General features: G+C 60.2%; 14 protein-coding genes and 1 pseudogene. 10 read left to right on the top strand and 5 right to left on the bottom strand.

The features are described 5' to 3' along the window. Positions 1-58: 58 nt before the first annotated feature. Positions 59-2,545 carry a circularly permuted type 2 ATP-grasp protein gene (locus BLU24_RS25805; RefSeq protein WP_093105341.1) on the top strand — a complete coding sequence of 829 codons (2,487 nt, stop codon included), beginning with the start codon at positions 59-61 and terminating at the stop codon, positions 2,543-2,545. Next, a pseudogene (locus tag BLU24_RS25800) lies at positions 2,545-3,434 on the top strand (transglutaminase family protein). The gene BLU24_RS25805 and the pseudogene BLU24_RS25800 overlap by 1 nt, the downstream one beginning before the upstream one ends. Positions 3,435-3,641: 207 nt before the next feature. On the opposite strand, the gene BLU24_RS25795 reads toward BLU24_RS25800, so the two are convergent. Next, a complete protein-coding gene (locus BLU24_RS25795) occupies positions 3,642-3,830 on the bottom strand; it encodes a hypothetical protein (RefSeq protein ID WP_090280813.1) in 189 nt (62 codons plus the stop codon). Positions 3,831-3,897: 67 nt separating this feature from the next. Further along, entirely contained in the window at positions 3,898-4,485 is a 588-nt protein-coding gene (locus BLU24_RS25790) for a TIGR00730 family Rossman fold protein (protein WP_090280816.1), read from the bottom strand. A 339-nt stretch (positions 4,486-4,824) separates the two neighbouring features. Between BLU24_RS25790 and azu the strand changes: the two genes are divergently transcribed. After that, complete coding sequence (azu, locus tag BLU24_RS25785) at positions 4,825-5,268, top strand: azurin (RefSeq protein WP_093105336.1); 444 nt, start codon at positions 4,825-4,827, stop codon at positions 5,266-5,268. 111 nt (positions 5,269-5,379) lie between these two features. Here the strand turns inward: azu and nadE are convergent, their stop codons facing one another. From nadE to BLU24_RS25770, 3 genes are all read right to left on the bottom strand, one after another. Then, on the bottom strand, positions 5,380-6,207 hold the full coding sequence (gene nadE / locus BLU24_RS25780; RefSeq protein ID WP_093105332.1) for an ammonia-dependent NAD(+) synthetase: 828 nt from the start codon (positions 6,205-6,207) through the stop codon (positions 5,380-5,382). A gap of 4 nt (positions 6,208-6,211) precedes the next feature. Next, positions 6,212-7,435, bottom strand: coding sequence for a nicotinate phosphoribosyltransferase (gene pncB, locus BLU24_RS25775; protein ID WP_090280826.1), 1,224 nt, complete (start codon positions 7,433-7,435; stop codon positions 6,212-6,214). A gap of 229 nt (positions 7,436-7,664) precedes the next feature. After that, the gene (locus tag BLU24_RS25770) at positions 7,665-8,564 is read right to left on the bottom strand and encodes a LysR family transcriptional regulator (RefSeq protein ID WP_093105329.1); all 900 of its coding nucleotides are present in this window, start codon (positions 8,562-8,564) and stop codon (positions 7,665-7,667) included. Between the two features lie 163 nt (positions 8,565-8,727). Between BLU24_RS25770 and amaB the strand changes: the two genes are divergently transcribed. The 7 genes from amaB to BLU24_RS25735 all read left to right on the top strand — a co-directional run bounded on the left by amaB (position 8,728) and on the right by BLU24_RS25735 (position 17,140). Continuing rightward, a complete protein-coding gene (gene amaB / locus BLU24_RS25765; RefSeq protein ID WP_093105324.1) occupies positions 8,728-10,218 on the top strand; it encodes an L-piperidine-6-carboxylate dehydrogenase in 1,491 nt (496 codons plus the stop codon). Between the two features lie 90 nt (positions 10,219-10,308). Beyond that, positions 10,309-11,592: an L-pipecolate oxidase gene (amaA, locus tag BLU24_RS25760; RefSeq protein ID WP_093105321.1), complete on the top strand. Its 1,284-nt coding sequence runs from the start codon at positions 10,309-10,311 to the stop codon at positions 11,590-11,592. 368 nt (positions 11,593-11,960) lie between these two features. Further along, positions 11,961-13,094, top strand: coding sequence for a branched-chain amino acid ABC transporter substrate-binding protein (locus BLU24_RS25755; RefSeq protein WP_090280841.1), 1,134 nt, complete (start codon positions 11,961-11,963; stop codon positions 13,092-13,094). Between the two features lie 241 nt (positions 13,095-13,335). Continuing rightward, positions 13,336-14,250, top strand: a complete 915-nt coding sequence (locus BLU24_RS25750; protein ID WP_016771918.1) for an ABC transporter permease subunit — start codon at positions 13,336-13,338, stop codon at positions 14,248-14,250. A 3-nt stretch (positions 14,251-14,253) separates the two neighbouring features. Continuing rightward, positions 14,254-15,558: a high-affinity branched-chain amino acid ABC transporter permease LivM gene (gene livM / locus BLU24_RS25745; RefSeq protein WP_093105318.1), complete on the top strand. Its 1,305-nt coding sequence runs from the start codon at positions 14,254-14,256 to the stop codon at positions 15,556-15,558. Further along, complete coding sequence (locus tag BLU24_RS25740) at positions 15,555-16,427, top strand: ABC transporter ATP-binding protein (RefSeq protein ID WP_093105315.1); 873 nt, start codon at positions 15,555-15,557, stop codon at positions 16,425-16,427. The genes livM and BLU24_RS25740 overlap by 4 nt, the downstream gene beginning before the upstream one ends. Then, entirely contained in the window at positions 16,424-17,140 is a 717-nt protein-coding gene (locus tag BLU24_RS25735; RefSeq protein ID WP_093105312.1) for an ABC transporter ATP-binding protein, read from the top strand. Before BLU24_RS25740 ends, BLU24_RS25735 begins: the two co-directional genes overlap by 4 nt. Positions 17,141-17,744 lie beyond the last annotated feature (604 nt).

The following is a 17,744-nucleotide window of genomic DNA, read 5'->3' as shown; positions in this document are numbered from 1 at the left end:
TCCGGGCGTCATGTGCCTGCGTTAGTCTGACCGTTCCTTGCTGTCTGCCGAGCTTTCCATGCCTGACCTGCTAGACCGCTACCCGCTGAATGCGGGCACTTATCACGAACTGCTCGATGGCAGTGGAGCGGTGCGCGCGCATTGGCAGCGGCTGTTCGATCAGTTGCAGCGCAGCACCCCGGCACAGTTGATTCAGCGCCAGGCACTGCTCGCGCGGCAGATTCAGGAAAACGGCGTGACCTATAACGTCTATGCCGACCCAAAAGGCGCGGATCGGCCGTGGGAACTGGATCTGCTGCCACATGTGATTGCGGCGGATGAATGGAGGCAATTGTCCGCCGGCATCGCCCAACGCGCCCGGCTGCTCAACGCGGTACTGGCCGACCTGTACGGCCCGCAGCGGTTGATCAGCGAAGGGCTGCTGCCTGCGGAGCTGGTATTCGGCCACAACAACTTCCTCTGGCCGTGCCAGCACGTCGCAACCCCGGAACAGACCTTTTTGCACTTGTACGCGGTGGACCTGGCGCGAACTCCGGACGGGCGCTGGTGGGTGACGGCTGATCGCACCCAAGCGCCGTCCGGCGCGGGGTATGCGCTGGAAAACCGCACCATCGTCTCGCGCGCATTCCCTGAGTTGTACCGCGATCTCAAGGTGCAGCATCTGGCCGGGTTTTTCCGCACCTTGCAGGAGACCCTCGCGCGGCAGGCGCCGTGTGACGATGACGCGCCGTTAGTGGTGCTGCTCACACCGGGGCGCTTCAACGAAAGCTATTTCGAGCATTTGTACCTGGCGCGCCAGCTCGGCTATCCCCTGGTCGAGGGCGGCGATCTGACGGTGCGCGATGCCACGGTCTACCTGAAAACCCTGAGCGGCCTGCGCCGGGTGCACGCGATCATGCGCCGGCTCGATGATGATTTCTGCGATCCGCTGGAGCTGCGTACGGATTCGGCGCTTGGCGTGCCCGGTCTGCTCGAGGCAGTGCGGCAGGGCCGTGTACTGGTGGCCAATGCGTTGGGCAGCGGGGTGCTGGAGTCGCCGGGATTATTGGGGTTTCTACCCAAGATCAATCAATACCTGTTTGGTGAAGAACTGATATTGCCGTCAATTGCCACGTGGTGGTGCGGCGAAGCGCCGGTGCTCGCGCAGGCGCTGGAAAAACTCCCGGAGCTGCTGATCAAACCGGCGTTTCCCTCACAAAGTTTTGCCCCGGTGTTCGGTCGCGATTTGACTGAAGCGCAACGTCAGGAACTGGCCACGCGCATGCAGGCCCGACCGTATGCCTATGTTGCGCAGGAATTGGCGCAGCTGTCCCAGGCGCCCGTCTGGCAAGCCGACGAAGGCCAGTTGCAGCCGCGTGCCATCGGCATGCGCATGTACGCGGTGGCCAGCGCTGATGACTATCGGGTGCTGCCCGGCGGTTTGACCCGGGTCGCCGCCGAAGCCGATGCCGAGGTGGTGTCGATGCAGCGTGGCGGGGCGAGCAAGGACACCTGGGTGCTTGGTGATCGGCCGCCGAGTGGCGAACAGTGGAAGAGCCAGCGCAACCTCGGCGTTCACGATCTGGTGCGGCGTGATCCGTACCTGCCGTCACGGGTGGTAGAGAATCTGTTCTGGTTTGGTCGCTACTGCGAGCGCTGCGATGACAGCGCGCGTCTGTTGCGGATCATGCTCGCCCGCCATGTCGATGGCGATGACCCGCAAGCGCTGCAGGCCGCCGTTGACCTTGGCGAGCGGCTGTCGCTGCTGCCCGACGAAGGCGAACTGCCGGAACGCCTGCTCGCAGCCTTGCTCGGCGACGACTGGTCATTCAGCCTGCGTTCCAATCTGCAACGCTTGCAGTGGGCGGCGTCGCAGGTGCGCGGCAAGCTTTCGCGGGAGAACTGGCAAGCGCTGGTCGAATTGCAGCGCGAAGCGATGGAGTTGGAGACCGATGCGCCGGACTTTGCCGAATTGCTGGATTTCCTCAACCGTCTGGTGATGTCGCTGGCGGCGCTGTCCGGTTTCGCCCTGGATGACATGACCCGCGATGAGGGCTGGCGGTTTTTGATGATCGGCCGGCGCATCGAGCGTCTGCAGTTTCTCAGCAGCAGCCTCGCCGCATTTTTGCGCGGCGCCGGGGCTTTTGATCAGGCCGGGCTGGAATGGCTGCTGGAACTGGGCAACAGCAGCATCACTTATCGCTCACGCTATCTGGCCGTAGCGCAGTTGATCCCGGTACTCGACTTGCTGCTGCTCGATGAGCAAAACCCGCACGCGGTGTTGTTCCAGTTGAAACTGGTCACACGCACGCTGAAACGCTTGAACGATGATTTCGGCGCGCCACGGGAGGCCGGCCTGGCGGAACTGGTCGAGCGTCTGGCGCGGTTCGATCTGGGCTGCCTGGAAAATCCGTTATTCGGTGAGTCCAGCGTGCGCGCGGCGCTTGAGGGGCTGGCCGATCTGCTGCAGGACATCGCTGAGGCCAGCGGGCAGGTCTCCGATCGCCTGGCGCTGCGGCATTTCGCCCATGTCGATGATGTCAGCCAGCGCACGGTGTCCGTCTGATGAGTGCTCGCTACCAGATCTTCCATGACACCTGTTATCACTACGACAGCCCGGTTTCGCTGGCGCAACAACTGGCGCATCTGTGGCCGCGTGAATGCGCCTGGCAGCGCTGCACTGAACAGCAACTGCTGATCAGTCCGCAGCCTACGTCGCGCCGCGATGAACGGGATGTATTCGGCAATCCGCTGACCCGCCTGGCATTCGAGCGTCCGCATGACCAACTGCAGGTCGGCGCCCGGCTGACCGTCGAGGTGCTGGTGCGACCAGCGCTGGATTTCAACCAGTCGCCTGCCTGGGAACGGACCCGCGACGAGCTGACCTACAGCAGCCAGCCGTTGCCCGCCGATGTGCTCGAAGCGTGCCGTTATCGGTTCCAGTCGCCTTACGTACATTTGAAACGCAGCTTCGTCGAGTTTTCACAGAGCTGTTTTCCGCCGGGCCGGCCGTTGCTGTTGGGCGTGCAGGACTTGATGGAAAAAATCTTCAGCGAATTCACCTTCGATGCCGAGGCGACCCAGGTGGCGACGCCGCTGGTGGAGGTGCTGGAGCGCCGGCGCGGGGTCTGTCAGGACTTTGCGCATTTGATGCTCGCGTGTGTGCGCTCGCGAGGGCTGGCGGCGCGCTACGTCAGCGGTTATTTGCTGACTCAACCGCCACCGGGACAGCCGCGGCTGATCGGCGCCGATGCTTCGCATGCCTGGGTGTCGGTGTTCTGCCCGGTGCTGGGCTGGGTGGATTTCGATCCGACCAACAATGTGCAACCGGCGCTGGAGCACATCACGTTGGCGTGGGGGCGGGATTTCTCGGATGTCTCACCGCTGCGCGGGGTGATTCTGGGGGGGGCAATCATGACCCGGAAGTGAGTGTCACGGTGATGCCGTTGGACTAACGCAGATCAAACTGTAGGAGTGAGCCTGCTCGCGATGGCGGTGTGTCAGCGATGAATATCATGACTGACACACCGCCATCGCGAGCAGGCTCACTCCTACAAGGGAATCGGGGGGTTGCGCGAAGGGGGCTGTGAGGGCCGGCAGCATAACCGCCAGCCCTGTCACAAATCCGCTGGGTTCGATGCACTGATCAAACCCGGTGGGGCTCAGGCGTCGGGCGCCTGGTCTTTCGGTGCATCGGGTGCATCAACATCATCTTGCGTCGCCACTTCACCGTCAGGGTTCAGTGCCGCTTCTTCAGCGGTTTGTTTCTTGCGCTGAAGCTTTTCCTCTTTCTTCTGTTCCTTTGCCAGGTCTCGTTGACGTTTGGCGAAGGAGTAATTGGGTTTGGCCATGGGCGATCCTCTAGGTCGAAGGTGAGGTTGAGCGGCGCATATTCTGCCCTGTATCGGTGCCCGAGGGTTAACCGGGTTTTTGGTCAACCCACTTGGGCGTGACGGTCGGCCGCCATTGATCAAGGGCGTCGAGCAGGGTTTGCGGCGATTCGCTCACTTGCAGCATGTCACGGTGTGGCGCGCGAACGAAGCCTTCGCCGACGATATGGTCGAGAAAATCGGTGAGTTTGCTGTAGAAAGCGTTCACTTCCAGCAGGCCAAGCGGCTTGGGATGGTAGCCGAGCTGGCCCCAGGTCCAGACTTCGAACAGCTCTTCAAGCGTGCCGAGGCCGCCGGGCAAAGCGATGAATGCATCGCTGAGTTCGGCCATTCGGGCCTTGCGCGCATGCATGCCATCGACCACTTCCAGACGCGTCAGGCCTTTGTGACCGATTTCCTTGTCCATCAGGCTTTGCGGAATGATCCCGATCACTTCACCGCCAGCAGCCAGCGCTGCATCGGCAACAATGCCCATCAAACCCACGGCACCGCCACCGTAAACCAGCGTCAGCTGCCGTTCGGCCAGCGCCTGGCCGAGGGCCACGGCGGCTTCGCTGTAAGCCGGATCAGCGCCCGCATTGGCACCGCAAAACACACAAACGGATTTCAGAGACATGCCTTACTCCTGAGTCGATCCGTCACAGGGTAATGGCTGGCACGCCTCGAACCAAGGGCTAAACTTCGCGCTCAGGCGATTCAAACGTGCCGCTGGCGCCACAGGCGTAGGCGGCGAGCAAGCTGCGTAACAGACCGTTGATAAACATGATCGTACTCCGTCTCGGTTGATGGGCCGATCATAGGTGCAGCCGCCTGAATTGGCCGTTAGATTGTGTCCATGAGTGTCATAGCCTGAAAGTTGTATACAATTTTTGACACAAGTCATAGGAACTTGCGAAGATTTCAGGCAGTCTTTCCACCACTAGTGCTTTTGTTAACCCTGCCTTGGAGATTCACCATGTTTTCCAAAGTTGTTGCGGTATCCCTGCTGGCGCTGGCCAGCAGCCAATTGATGGCCGCCGAGTGCAAAACCACCGTTGACTCCACCGATCAGATGTCCTTCAACACCAAGGAAATCGTGATCGACAAGAGCTGCAAAACGTTCACCGTCGAGCTGACTCATTCCGGCAACCTGCCGAAGAACGTCATGGGCCATAACCTGGTGATCAGCAAAGAAGCTGACATGCAGCCAATCGCTACCGACGGCCTGGCAGCGGGTATCGACAAGAACTACCTGAAGGAAGGCGATGCGCGCATCATCGCGCACACCAAGATCATCGGCGCCAAGGAAACCGACTCGCTGACGTTCGACGTGTCGAAAGTGGCTGATGGCGGCTACGGTTTCTTCTGCTCGTTCCCGGGCCACATCTCGATGATGAAAGGCACCATCGTCGTCAAGTAATTCTGTGCGAGCCTGCTCGCGAAGAGGCCATCAGCCTCACTGAATATCGATGGCCAAAGAAAAGCCCGCTGAGGATCACTCCCCAGCGGGCTTTTTCATGCCTTCACAAGATCAAGGCGCAAACGGCATGACCCGCTTGTGGTGCGTCTTGTGGTACGTATCGACAATGATCTTCGCCGCTTCGTCACGTACCGTTTTACCGTGCAGAAACGCGTCGATTTCAGCATAGGTCACGCCATGCGCCGCTTCGTCCGGTTTGCCCGGCGAGAGATCTTCCAGATCCGCCGTCGGCACTTTCTCGACCAGCGACTCCGGTGCACCAAAGCTACGGGCAATTGCGCGAACCTGATTTTTCACCAGACCGCTGAGCGGGGCGAGGTCGCAAGCGCCATCGCCGAACTTGGTGAAGAAACCCATCACCGCTTCGGCCGCATGATCGGTACCAATCACCAAACCGCCAGCCACGCCGGCAATCGTGTACTGCGCAACCATGCGCATGCGCGCCTTGGTGTTGCCCAGCACAAAATCCACTGACGCCGCCGGCTTGCCTTCAAACGCACCCACCTGCGCGGCCAGCGCCTTGACGGCCGGGCCGATGTTCACAGTCTGAATTTCATCCGGGGCGATGCAGTCGAGCGAAGCCTGTGCATCATGCTCGTCGAACTGGGTTTCGTACGGCAGGCGTACGGCGATGAATTTGTAGCCAGTGTCGCCGGTCTTTTCGCGCAGCTCACGCATGGCGCGCTGGGCCAGCAGGCCGGCGGTCAGCGAATCGACACCGCCGCTGATGCCGAGCACCAGGGTCTTGAGCCCGGAATTGACCAGGCAATCCTGAATGAACGTCAGGCGCCGGGCGATTTCGGCCTGCAGAGCCTGATCATCGGCGAATGGCGGTTGCACCTTGAGCTGCTCAGCAATCTCACGCTGTACGGCTTGCATGAATTCACTCCTTGCTAGATAGACTGGAATCGGCAGGAACCTGGAACACGTGTCGCAAATAGGCGACGAAATTCGGGTCTTTGCAGTGGGTCTTGCCTGGCTCGTCGGAGATCTTCGCCACCGGCTGGCCGTTGCAGGCGGTCATTTTAAGCACGATGCTCATCGGTTCGACACCCGGAATGTCGCAGGTGAAGTTGGTACCAATGCCGAAGCTCACATTAATGCGACCGTGCAATGCGCGGAAAATCTCCAGCGATTTTGGCAGCGTCAGACTGTCGGAAAACACCAGGGTCTTGCTCATCGGGTCGATCCCGAGCTTGTGGTAGTGGGCGATGCATTTCTCGCCCCAGGCCACCGGGTCACCGGAATCATGGCGCAAGCCGTCGAACAGCTTGGCGAAGAACAGATCGAAATCGCCGAGGAAGGCATCGGTGGTGATGCAGTCGGTGAGGGCGATGCCGAGCAGGCCGCGGTACTCGCGGACCCAGCAATCGAGCGCAGCGATCTGGCTATCAATCAGGCGCGGACCGAGTTGCTGGTGCGCCATGATCCATTCGTGGGCCATGGTGCCCAGTGGTTTCATGTCCAGCTCGCGCGACAGGTGCACGTTGCTGGTACCGACGAAGCGGCCGGGGAAGTCGTGTTTGAGCACATTGACCACTTCGGCCTGCACGCCATAGGAGAAGCGCCGGCGGGTGCCGAAATCGGCGACTTGCAGCTGCGACAATTCGTCGGGCGAGGCGTTGGCGCTCAGCCAGTCGAACTTGCGGTACAGCTGCTCGCGTGCGCGCTCCAGCGACATGTCGTGATAGCGATGGCGGTTGCGCACTTCGCTGACAATCGCCAACAACGGTACTTCATAGAGGATCACATGCAACCACGGCCCGCGCAGGCGGATGAACAACTCGCCGTTCTCGATGCCGGTCTGCACGTAGCGCAGGTTGAAGCGAAACAGCCCGAGAAAGCGCAGAAAGTCCGGTTTGAGAAAACTGATGCGTTCAAGGAAATTCAGTTGGTCGCCGCTCAGGCTGGTTTCGGCCAGGCGCTCGATCTGAAAGCGGATCTCGGCCAGATACGGGCGCAGGTCCTCGCTGTTACGGCAGCGGAACTCCCATTCGACCTCGACGTTGGGGTAGTTGTGCAGCACCGCCTGCATCATCGTCAGTTTGTAGAAGTCGGTGTCGAGCAGGTTCTGCACGATGCGATCGGCAAACACACTCTCGCTCATAACGGGGTCTCCAGGTGCGCCGCGCCGTGGCGCGGTCTATATCGATGGCGCTAGTGGCGCATATCAACGGTGGGGATTGCCAGCATTTTTTAAGCACATCGCAGAACCCATGTGGGAGAACCCATGTGGGAGCGAGCCTGCTCGCGAAAGCGTCGGGTCAGTCACATCATCTCTAGCTGATAAACCGATTTCGCGAGCAGGCTCACTCCCACAGGGGCACCGGTGGATTTCAGGTTGGACTGTCGATCTGCTCCAGCATCCACTTCACGAAATCGCGCACCTTGGGCACTTCCGCCGCGTGTTCCGGATACGCCAGGTAGTAGGCATCCGTGCTGGGCATGGCATGCGCCCACGGAATGACCAGTTTGCCGTCGGCCAGTTCCTCTTCCACCAGAAACCGCGGCAACAGCGCCACGCCGCAGCCGACTTGCGCTGCGCGGATGCACATATAAAAGGTTTCGAAACGCGGCCCGTGGTAGCTGTGTTCGGTCTGGTAGCCCTGGCTGTCGAACCAGTCGTGCCAGGCTTGCGGGCGCGAGGCATTTTGCAGCAGGACCAGATCGGTCAGTTGCGTCGGATCAGTCAATGGCGCATCTGGCAGGCTGCCCGGTGCGCAGACCGGCACCAACTCCTCGCCGAACAGTTTCAGGCATTCAGTCCCCGGTCGCGCGCCCTGGCCGAAATAGAATGCAAGATCGCTGCGCCCTTGCAGCAGATCGTCCGCTTCCTGCTCGTTGCAGAGGTCCAGATGAATAGACGGATGGCGCAGTCGCCAGCCTTTCAGGCGTGGCACCAGCCAGCGCGCGCCAAAGGTCGACGGAGTGGAGACGCGCAGGACTTCGGTTTCGCCGCCGTAGGAGCGCAGGTAATGCGTCGACATCTCGACCTGGGTGAGGATTTTTCTCACTTCCACCAGGTACAAATCCCCGGCCGGAGTCATCTGCAAGCGCCGACGCACGCGGCGGAACAGCAAATGCTGCAGCAACTCTTCAAGCTGCGCGACCTGTTTGCTCACCGCGCTCTGGGTCAGGTTCAGTTCTTCCGCCGCGCGGGTGAAGCTCAGGTGTCGGGTCACGGCCTCGAAGCACTGCAACGCAGTGATCGAGGGCAAGTGGCGTTTGTTCAGCATGGCCAGTCCTTTTCTTGTCTTTCTATGCTCAGCATGAATAAACGGAATGATATCTGGCGTAAAGGTCGTTTGTTGCCGCCGTGATTGGACGCTACAACTAAAGGCCTGCCCGGTCGTGAAAAGGCGACCGCACACATTCAGTTTTTCGCTTGAGGAGTGACCCATGGTTGCCGCATTGCTTGATCGTCTCGGTGTGAACCCGGCCCTGTATCAGAACGGCAAAGTGCCGGTGCATTCACCGATCGACGGCAGTCGCATCGCGGCGGTGAACTGGGAGGGCGCGGCGGAAGTCGAGCAGCACATCAGTCGCGCCGATCATGCATTCGAACAATGGCGCAAGGTGCCGGCCCCGCGTCGCGGCGAGCTGGTGCGCCAATTTGGCGAAGTGTTGCGCGAATACAAGGCCGACCTCGGTGAGCTGGTGTCGTGGGAAGCAGGCAAGATCACTCAGGAAGGCCTGGGCGAAGTGCAGGAGATGATCGATATCTGCGACTTCGCCGTCGGCCTGTCTCGTCAGTTGTACGGTTTGACCATCGCTTCCGAGCGTCCGGGCCATCACATGCGCGAAACCTGGCATCCGCTGGGCGTGGTCGGGGTGATCAGTGCGTTCAACTTCCCGGTCGCGGTGTGGGCGTGGAATACCACCCTGGCGCTGGTCTGCGGCAATCCGGTGGTATGGAAACCGTCGGAAAAAACCCCGCTGACCGCGCTGGCCTGTCAGGCCTTGTTCGATCGCGTGGTGAAGAATTTCAGCGATGCGCCGGCGAGCCTTTGCCAGGTCATCATCGGTGGTCGCGATGCCGGTGAAGCGCTGGTCGATGACCCGCGTATCGCCTTGATCAGCGCCACCGGCAGCACCCGCATGGGCCGAGAAGTGGCGCCAAAAGTCGCCGCACGGTTTGCTCGCAGCATTCTCGAGCTCGGTGGCAACAACGCGATGATCCTCGGCCCGAGCGCCGATCTGGACATGGCCGTACGCGCCATTCTGTTCAGCGCCGTCGGCACCGCCGGGCAGCGTTGCACCACGTTGCGCCGGCTGATCGCCCATGAGTCGGTGAAAGAAGAAATCGTCACCCGCCTTAAAGCGGCGTATTCGAAAGTGCGCATCGGTCATCCGCTGCAAGGCAATCTGGTCGGCCCGCTGATCGACAAGCACAGCTTCGAAAACATGCAGGACGCGCTCGAGCAAGCGTTGAGCGAGGGCGGTCGGGTGTTCGGCGGCCAGCGTCAACTTGAAGATCAGTTCCCCAACGCCTACTACGTGTCGCCGGCCATCGTCGAAATGCCCGAGCAGAGCGACGTGGTCTGCAGTGAAACCTTCGCGCCAATTCTCTACGTGGTTGGCTACAGCGATTTCGAGGAAGCACTGCGCCTGAACAATGCGGTGCCGCAAGGCTTGTCGTCGTGCATCTTCACCACCGATGTGCGCGAGGCCGAACGATTCATGTCGGCGGTCGGCAGCGATTGCGGCATTGCCAACGTCAACATCGGCCCGAGCGGTGCGGAAATCGGCGGCGCGTTCGGTGGTGAAAAGGAAACCGGTGGCGGCCGCGAATCCGGCTCCGACGCCTGGCGCGCCTACATGCGCCGGCAGACCAATACGGTCAACTACTCGCTGGAGCTGCCATTGGCGCAGGGCATTACATTCGATTAAGCAGCGGCAAGCATCAAGTCCCAAGCTACAAGCAGATCGGCTTGCTGCTTGTAGCTTGAAGCTTGCAGCTGCTCCGACAGGAGCTTGGCAATGCCGTTACGCGAAGAATGTCTGTGGGAAAAGCTCACGCCACACCGCCCGGATCACACCGCGCTCAGGGGCGAGGTCAAGGTCGATGTCTGCGTGATCGGCGCCGGGTTCACCGGGTTGTCGGCGGCGCTGCACTTGCTGGAAAAAGGTAAAAGCGTCTGCATTGTCGAGGCACATCGCGCCGGGCATGGCGGGTCCGGGCGCAACGTCGGGCTGGTCAATGCGGGCCTGTGGATCCCACCGGACGAAATCGAAGCCGGCTTCGGCGAAGCGGTCGGCAGTCAGCTCAACCGCATGCTCGGTGCGGCGCCGGCGCTGGTGTTCAGCCTTGTGGATAAATACCGCATCGACTGTCAGCTGCGCCGCGAAGGCACTTTGCACATGGCGCACAACGCCAAGGGCGAGGCGGACCTGCGCAGTCGCGAGCAACAATGGCAGCGCCGTGGCGCGCCGGTCGAACTGCTGACCGGCAAGGCCTGCGAGCAAGCCACCGGTACGCAGAAAATCGCCGCCGCGCTACTCGACCGTCGTGCCGGCACGCTCAACCCGATGGCGTATGTGACCGGGCTGGCCAACGCCGTACTGAAGCTCGGCGGGCAGATGTTCGATCATTCGCCGGTCACCCGTCTCGAACGCGTCGGCCAGCAATGGTCGGTGCAGACCGGACAAGGCTCGGTGCTCACCGAGCAAGTGGTGATCGCCTCCAATGCCTACACCGAAGGCGACTGGACCGAGCTCAAGCGCAATTTTTTTCCCGGTTATTACTATCAGGTCGCTTCCGTCCCGCTGAGTGAAGACGCCGCACAGGAAATTCTCCCCGGCGGGCAGGGTTCGTGGGACACCCGTCAGGTCCTGAGCAGCATTCGCCGTGACAGGGAAGGGCGTCTGTTGCTGGGCAGCCTCGGCAATGGCAATCAGAAACCGACCTGGTTTCTCAAGGCCTGGGCCGACCGGGTGCAGCAGCATTACTTCCCCAATCTGAAGCCGGTCGAATGGGAATGCACCTGGACCGGGCGCATTGCCTTTACGCCCGATCACCTGATGCGCCTGTTCGAACCGGCACCGGGGCTGGTGGCCGTCACCGGCTACAACGGCCGCGGCGTCACCACCGGCACGGTGGTCGGCAAAGCTTTCGCCGATTATTTGTGCAATGGCGACCCGCAGTCATTGCCGATTCCCTTTGCACCGATGCAGCCCTTGGCCGGCGTCGGCTTGCGCAGTTGCCTGTACGAGGCCGGTTTTTCGCTCTATCACGCGGGCCAGTGCCTGCGCATCGTCATTTGAGTGTTGAAATTTGTTGCCGGAAGCGGCGCTTTTGCATCGAGCGACTAGCCTGTAATGGTGCGGGTTGTAGCAGTCCCGCACCAGCAGTGTGCAGTTCGGTGACGCGGGCTGTTACAGGCTGGTTGCACGTCGTTTGCCGCTGCGGTTGCAATGATGGCGCACAAGGGTTGCGCCTGAAAAAAACAATGGTTTCACCTTCCGCGGTTTAGACGGTTGCACGCCCAATGAAAATGGGAACGAAACAGTCGAAATAACAAGAAAGCAGCGACTTTTTGAAGAATAAAAAACCGCTGGCACGGGCCTTGCTCTGAGCTTTGAGTGAAGTGAAGTCGCAGTGCCAACTAAAAAAAACCTTGGAGCACCACCTCATGTCCCAGACGTTTTACAAGAAAGGCTTTCTGGCCCTCGCAGTAGCTGCTGCGCTGGGTGTTTCTGCGTTTGCTCAAGCTGATATCAAGATCGGTGTAGCGGGTCCAATGACGGGCGCCAACGCGGCGTTTGGCGAGCAGTACATGAAAGGGGCACAGGCAGCGGCTGATGCAGTCAACGCGGCGGGCGGCGTCAACGGCGAGAAAATCGTTCTGGTCAAGGGCGATGACGCCTGTGAGCCGAAGCAGGCCGTGACGGTTGCCAAGGACCTCACCAACCAGAAAGTCGCCGGCGTGGTCGGTCACTTCTGCTCTTCTTCGACCATTCCAGCCTCGGAAATCTACGACGAAGCCGGGATCATCGCGATCACCCCGGGCTCGACCAACCCGCAAGTCACCGAGCGCGGTCTGAGCGCCATGTTCCGCATGTGCGGGCGTGACGACCAGCAGGGCATCGTCGCCGGCGATTACATCGTCGACATGCTCAAAGGCAAGAAAGTCGTCGTGCTGCACGACAAGGACACCTACGGCCAAGGCCTGGCGGATGCCACCAAGGCTCAACTGGAAAAACGCGGCGTCAAACCGGTGCTGTACGAAGGCCTGACCCGTGGCGAGAAAGACTTCAGCACCATCGTCACCAAGATCCGTGGCGCCGGTGCCGATGTCGTCTACTTCGGCGGCCTGCATCCGGAAGCCGGTCCACTGGTTCGCCAGTTGCGTGAACAAGGCCTGAAAGACGTCAAGTTCATGTCCGATGACGGCATCGTGACCGACGAACTGGTGACCACCGCTGGCGGCCCGCAATTCACCGATGGCGTGCTGATGACCTTCGGCGCCGACCCGCGTTTGCTGCCTGACAGCAAGACCGTAGTGGATGCTTTCCGCAAGGCCGGCACCGAGCCTGAGGGCTACACCCTGTACGCCTACGCCTCGGTCCAGACCCTGGCAGCGGCGTTCAACGGTGCGAAGAAAAACGACGGCGAAGCGGCCGCGAAGTGGCTGAAAGCCAACCCGGTGAAAACCGTGATGGGCGAGAAGACCTGGGACGCCAAGGGCGACCTGAAAGTCTCCGACTACGTGGTTTACCAGTGGGACAAGGACGGCAAATACCACCAGCTGGAAAAACAGAAGTAAGGGCTGAGGTGATCAGTCGTCTCACTTGAAACCCTGTGGGAGCGGGCTTGCCCGCGATGGCGTCAGGTCAATCGACACACAAGTTGGCTGATCCACCGCCATCGCTGGCAAGCCAGCTCCCACAAGGTTCAGTGGTGGTCGAACTGTTCACACTCCGACATTGCTCCGACGTAAATCTGTATTTTTCCTAGAAGAACCGCGCGCCCAGGGTGCGCAGGTTCTCACTGCGTGAGATTGCGTTATGGATGGTATTTTCCTGCAGCAACTGGTCAACGGCCTGACCCTCGGGTCGGTCTATGGCCTGATCGCCATCGGCTACACAATGGTCTATGGCATCATCGGCATGATCAACTTCGCCCACGGCGAGGTTTACATGATTTCTGCTTACCTGGCGGCAATCAGTCTGGCTCTGCTGGCTTACTTCGGTATCGAATCCTTCCCGCTGCTGATGCTCGGCACCCTGATCTTCACCATCGTGGTTACGGCGGTGTATGGCTGGGTCATCGAGCGAGTCGCTTACAAACCCCTGCGCAACTCGACTCGATTGGCACCGCTGATCAGCGCCATCGGTATTTCGCTGATTCTGCAAAACTATGCACAGATCGCCCAAGGCGCCAAACAACAGGGCGTGCCTACCCTGCTGACCGGTGCCTGGCGTGTCGAAGTCGGGACCGGCTTCGTGCAACTGACCTACACCAAAGTCTTCATCCTGATCGCCGCGTTTGTCGGCATGGGGCTGCTGACCTACGTGATCAAATACACCAAGCTCGGCCGTATGTGCCGCGCAACCCAGCAAGACCGCAAGATGGCCTCGATCCTCGGGATCAACACCGACCGGGTGATTTCCTACGTGTTCATCATCGGTGCAGCCATGGCCGCACTGGCCGGCGTGCTGATCACCATGAACTACGGCACTTTCGACTTCTATGCCGGCTTCATCATTGGCATCAAGGCGTTTACCGCAGCGGTACTCGGCGGGATCGGTTCGCTGCCCGGCGCGATGCTCGGCGGGATCATCCTCGGCATCTCCGAGTCGTTGTTCTCCGGCCTGGTCAACTCCGACTACAAAGACGTGTTCAGCTTCTCGCTGCTCGTACTTGTTCTGGTCTTCCGACCGCAAGGTCTGTTGGGCCGTCCTCTTGTGTCGAAGGTGTAAGCGATGTCTTCAACAACCACTGAAAAATCCATCGATATCAAAAAAAGCCTGGTCGAAGCGATTCTCGCCGGCCTGATCGCGCTGATCGTGTTCGGACCGATTGTTGGCGTGGTGCTTGACGGCTACAGCTTCAATCTGGAATCGACCCGCGTGGCGTGGATCATTGCCATCGTCATGGCCGGCCGCTTCGCCCTCAGCCTGTTCCTGCAAACCCCCAAGGGCCTGAAAATCCTCGACAGCTTCGAAAGCAGCGGCTCCGGCGTGCACGTGCTGCCGCCGGATTACAAGTCGCGGCTGCGCTGGATCATCCCGCTGATGATTGTGCTGGCGATCATCGTGCCGTTTGTTTCCAACTCCTATCTGCTGGGGGTGGTCATTCTCGGATTGATCTACGTGCTGCTGGGGTTGGGCCTGAACATCGTGGTCGGTCTGGCCGGTCTGCTTGATCTGGGTTACGTGGCGTTCTACGCCATTGGCGCCTACGGTCTGGCGCTGGGTTACCAGTATCTCGGTCTGGGTTTCTGGACGGTGCTGCCACTGGCGGCAATCACCGCGGGCCTTGCCGGTTGCATTCTCGGTTTCCCGGTATTGCGTCTGCACGGCGACTACCTGGCGATCGTGACCCTGGGCTTCGGTGAAATCATTCGTCTGGTGCTGAACAACTGGTTGTCGCTGACCGGCGGCCCGAACGGCATGCCGGCGCCTCTGCCGACGTTCTTCGGTCTGGAGTTCGGCAAGCGCGCGAAGGATGGCGGAGTACCGTTTCACGAGTTCTTCGGCCTGACCTACAACCCGGACGTGAAGTACTACTTCATCTACGCGGTGCTGTTCCTCGTGGTGCTGGCGGTGCTGTACATCAAGCATCGTCTGGTGAAGATGCCGGTCGGCCGTGCCTGGGAAGCGTTGCGCGAAGATGAAATTGCCTGTCGCTCTATGGGCCTCAACCACGTACTGGTCAAACTGTCTGCCTTCACCATCGGTGCGTCGACCGCGGGGCTGGCCGGGGTGTTCTTCGCCACCTATCAAGGCTTCGTCAACCCGACCTCGTTCACCTTCTTCGAATCGGCGCTGATCCTCGCCATCGTCGTGCTCGGCGGCATGGGCTCGACCATCGGTGTGGTGATCGCCGCGTTCGTGCTCACCGTCGCTCCGGAACTGCTGCGTGGCTTCGCTGAATATCGCGTGTTGCTGTTCGGCATCCTGATGGTGCTGATGATGATCTGGCGACCACGCGGGCTGATCCGCATCAGCCGCTCCGGGGTCAAACCACGCAAAGGTGCCATTCACTACGAGAGGGCTGCGCCATGAGTGAAGTCGTACTCTCCGTTGAAAAACTGATGATGCACTTCGGTGGTATCAAGGCCTTGAGCGATGTCAGCCTGAAGGTCAAACGCAACTCGATCTTCGCTTTGATCGGCCCCAACGGTGCCGGCAAAACCACGGTGTTCAACTGCCTGACCGGTTTCTACAAGGCGTCGGGCGGCAAGATCGAACTGAACGTGCGCGGCCAGCAGACCAACGTCATCCAGTTGCTGGGCGAGTCGTTCAAACCGACCGACTTTGTCTCGCCGAAATCTTTCCTCAGTCGCCTGTACTACAAGATGTTCGGCGGCACCCATCTGGTCAACCGTGCCGGTCTGGCGCGGACGTTCCAGAACATTCGCCTGTTCAAGGAAATGTCGGTGCTGGAAAACCTGCTGGTGGCCCAGCACATGTGGGTCAACCGCAACATGCTCGCCGGCATCCTCAACACCAAGGGCTACCGCAAGGCCGAAAGCGATGCGCTGGACTGCGCGTTCTACTGGCTGGAAGTGGTCGATCTGGTCGACTGCGCCAACCGCCTCGCCGGGGAATTGTCCTACGGCCAGCAACGCCGTCTGGAAATCGCCCGGGCCATGTGCACGCGGCCGCAGATCATCTGCCTCGACGAGCCGGCAGCCGGCCTCAACCCTCAGGAAACCGAAGCGCTGAGCGCGATGATCCGGCTGCTGCGCGACGAGCATGATCTGACCGTGGTGCTGATCGAACACGACATGGGCATGGTAATGAGCATTTCCGACCACATCGTGGTACTGGACCACGGCATCGTGATTGCCGAAGGCGGGCCCGACGCGATCCGCAACGACCCGAAAGTGATCGCGGCCTATCTGGGCGCCGATGAAGAGGAAGTGGCATGACCCAACCCATCCTCGAACTGAAAAACCTCGATGTGTTCTACGGCCCGATCCAGGCGCTCAAGGGCGTTTCGCTGCAGATCAACGAAGGCGAAACCGTCAGCCTGATCGGCTCCAACGGCGCCGGCAAATCAACTTTGCTGATGTCGATTTTCGGCCAGCCACGCGCAGCGGGCGGGCAGATTCTCTATCAAGGCGTCGACATTACGCACAAGTCATCGCACTACATCGCTTCCAACGGCATCGCACAATCGCCGGAAGGGCGGCGGGTATTCCCCGACATGACCGTCGAGGAAAACCTGCTGATGGGCACTATCCCGATTGGCGACAAGTACGCCAGAGAGGACATGCAGCGCATGTTCGAGCTGTTTCCACGGCTCGAAGAGCGGCGCACCCAGCGGGCAATGACCATGTCCGGTGGCGAACAGCAGATGCTCGCCATCGCCCGGGCGTTGATGAGTCGGCCGAAGTTGTTGCTGCTCGACGAGCCAAGCCTGGGGCTGGCGCCGATCGTAGTGAAGCAGATCTTCGCAACGCTGCGCGAGCTGGCGAAAACCGGCATGACGATCTTCCTCGTCGAGCAGAACGCCAATCATGCGCTGAAGCTGTCTGACCGCGCCTATGTCATGGTCAACGGCGAAATTCGCCTGTCCGGCACCGGTAAAGAGCTGCTGGTGAATGAGGAGGTGCGTAACGCCTATCTGGGCGGGCACTGATTAATCACAAGTTGTCCACAAACCCCGACATGCGAATGTCGGGGTTTTTTTATCTCTAGAATCCATCACAACCCCTGTGGGAGCTGGCTTGCCAGCGATAGCGGTTCATCATTCAACCTGATGCCGGGCGTGCCGGCCTCATCGCTGGCAAGCCAGCTCCCACAGGTAAAGCAATGCCCCCCAGCAGAATTGTGGAAAACAAATCCACCAAGCTGCCAAAGCGCGACATATAGACGCTGCAAACGCCTGTTTTTCCACGGTTTTGACTTGTCCCCGTTTGCTGTGGAGCTGGCTGTGAATAACGTGGGTGTAGTCGGCTGAAGGCCTTGTATGACGGGGCTTGTAGGCGATTGATCGTTTTTTGATCGGGTGATTTTGAGGGAGCGGCAAGCGCCATTGTCAACCCTTTTATCGTGCCGCGAGCACGGCCTCTCTGCTGCACGCATGCCTGTGGATAAGTCTGTGATTAAACTCTGGAAAGACTTCGCCAAGGGCCGTCAGCACTGGCCTTGCGCAATCACTGCGCTGAGCGCTCTATCGTGAAGAATGCCCTGTCCGGCATAACTGGTACTGCCGGGTCAAGCAAAAAAATTTCTGTTTCGCC

This window comes from Pseudomonas sp. Z003-0.4C(8344-21) (assembly GCF_900104975.1).
In the GTDB taxonomy this organism is placed as follows: domain Bacteria; phylum Pseudomonadota; class Gammaproteobacteria; order Pseudomonadales; family Pseudomonadaceae; genus Aquipseudomonas; species Aquipseudomonas granadensis.
The sequence above is the reverse complement of the archived record's forward strand: the minus strand, read 5'-3'. Positions and strand labels throughout refer to the sequence as shown.

Bases quoted from the DNA above. Each gene is read 5' to 3' on its own strand.
- BLU24_RS25735 (WP_093105312.1), top strand. From the start codon at position 16,424: ATGACCCAACCCATCCTCGAACTGAAAAACCTCGATGTGTTCTACGGC.
- azu (WP_093105336.1), top strand. From the start codon at position 4,825: ATGTTTTCCAAAGTTGTTGCGGTATCCCTGCTGGCGCTGGCCAGCAGC.
- BLU24_RS25770 (WP_093105329.1), bottom strand. From the start codon at position 8,564: ATGCTGAACAAACGCCACTTGCCCTCGATCACTGCGTTGCAGTGCTTC.
- BLU24_RS25750 (WP_016771918.1), top strand. From the start codon at position 13,336: ATGGATGGTATTTTCCTGCAGCAACTGGTCAACGGCCTGACCCTCGGG.
- amaA (WP_093105321.1), top strand. From the start codon at position 10,309: ATGCCGTTACGCGAAGAATGTCTGTGGGAAAAGCTCACGCCACACCGC.
- nadE (WP_093105332.1), bottom strand. From the start codon at position 6,207: ATGCAAGCCGTACAGCGTGAGATTGCTGAGCAGCTCAAGGTGCAACCG.
- BLU24_RS25790 (WP_090280816.1), bottom strand. From the start codon at position 4,485: ATGTCTCTGAAATCCGTTTGTGTGTTTTGCGGTGCCAATGCGGGCGCT.
- BLU24_RS25755 (WP_090280841.1), top strand. From the start codon at position 11,961: ATGTCCCAGACGTTTTACAAGAAAGGCTTTCTGGCCCTCGCAGTAGCT.
- BLU24_RS25740 (WP_093105315.1), top strand. From the start codon at position 15,555: ATGAGTGAAGTCGTACTCTCCGTTGAAAAACTGATGATGCACTTCGGT.
- amaB (WP_093105324.1), top strand. From the start codon at position 8,728: ATGGTTGCCGCATTGCTTGATCGTCTCGGTGTGAACCCGGCCCTGTAT.
- BLU24_RS25795 (WP_090280813.1), bottom strand. From the start codon at position 3,830: ATGGCCAAACCCAATTACTCCTTCGCCAAACGTCAACGAGACCTGGCA.
- livM (WP_093105318.1), top strand. From the start codon at position 14,254: ATGTCTTCAACAACCACTGAAAAATCCATCGATATCAAAAAAAGCCTG.
- pncB (WP_090280826.1), bottom strand. From the start codon at position 7,435: ATGAGCGAGAGTGTGTTTGCCGATCGCATCGTGCAGAACCTGCTCGAC.
- BLU24_RS25805 (WP_093105341.1), top strand. From the start codon at position 59: ATGCCTGACCTGCTAGACCGCTACCCGCTGAATGCGGGCACTTATCAC.